This window comes from Bathymodiolus azoricus thioautotrophic gill symbiont, assembly GCF_001298715.1.
Classification (GTDB): domain Bacteria; phylum Pseudomonadota; class Gammaproteobacteria; order PS1; family Pseudothioglobaceae; genus Thiodubiliella.
In genome coordinates this window covers 1-975 of record NZ_CDSC02000352.1, presented here as the reverse complement: position 1 = coordinate 975, position 975 = coordinate 1, and the positions used below count along the sequence as shown (strand labels likewise).

General features: G+C 38.1%; 3 protein-coding genes. 1 reads left to right on the top strand and 2 read right to left on the bottom strand.

Translation table 11 applies throughout. The features are described from left to right. A partial coding sequence (locus tag BAZSYMA_RS06900) for a hypothetical protein (RefSeq protein WP_143243136.1) occupies window positions 1–196 on the bottom strand: 196 nt, incomplete at its 3' end. Between the two features lie 176 nt (window positions 197–372). On the opposite strand from BAZSYMA_RS06900, the gene BAZSYMA_RS06895 reads away from it, so the two are divergent. Then, complete coding sequence (locus BAZSYMA_RS06895) at window positions 373–732, top strand: hypothetical protein (RefSeq protein WP_090717059.1); 360 nt, start codon at window positions 373–375, stop codon at window positions 730–732. On the opposite strand, the gene BAZSYMA_RS10555 is transcribed toward BAZSYMA_RS06895, so the two are convergent. Continuing rightward, window positions 716–841, bottom strand: a complete 126-nt coding sequence (locus tag BAZSYMA_RS10555; RefSeq protein ID WP_277621618.1) for a hypothetical protein — start codon at window positions 839–841, stop codon at window positions 716–718. The two genes, BAZSYMA_RS06895 and BAZSYMA_RS10555, sit on opposite strands and share 17 nt — an antisense overlap. Window positions 842–975: the final 134 nt, after the last annotated feature.

The window sequence follows — 975 nt, the reverse complement described above, 5'->3', positions numbered from 1 at the left end:
GCTCGCCTAAGTTGGCATAAGCAACGCCACGATTACAAAAAACCTTAGATTTACCATCTTTTTCCTCTTCTGGAATAAGTTCAATAATTTGAGTACAAATTTCAATTTTTCTAGTGTGATTATCACTATCATCAATCTCATTAAGTTCTGCTCTTAATTCGTCAAGCGTCATTTTCTTAACATTTTTATCACTCATACAATCGCTCCTGTGCAAACAAATCCTGTACTCCTAATCCAAAAATAAAAACCAAAAAAACACACAAACCCCAACTGGTATAATGATTTCAACCAAAAAACAGTTTCATCCATTAGGTGAAAACCAAAGGCAACCAAGCCCAAGCCCCTCATTAACCAACCAAACATTATGTGTTTATGAGCATTTTAAACTACAAACTTGATACAACTAACGAACTTTTGACCTCTCGTATTGGGCTTATTACACTAGCACATACTATCCAAGTATTGGATTTATCAAAAACAATAGATCAGCACTTCCCCGCATTGGGCAGTAATTGCGCCCTTAAAGCCTCAACCTTTATTAATACCTTGATACTGAGCCAACATGAAGGTGGGCAGTGCTTATATGATACTACCCACATTGCCAAAGACAAGGCGCTACGCTTAACCACCAATCAAAGCGTGCCAACCCCACAGGCTATTGGCATTTGGCATTTGGCTTCGGCGTTTAGGCAAAGACAACCAAGGAATCAAAGCCTTACAAAAGGTCAATAAAACTGTGCTTAAAGCCACGCTTAATCATTGCAAAAACATCACCCTTGATATTGATGCCAGTGAAGTCATTGCCAATAAAGCTAATGCTCAGTGGACTTAATAAAGGCAATAAGGGCTATATTCCAATGGTGGGGCATATAGCCCAAACGGGGCAAATTGTTGCCACAGATTTTAAAGCAAGCAATGTTATAAAACACACACAATTTCAGACAACAATCTAAACTTTATTATTTAGAACAAGCT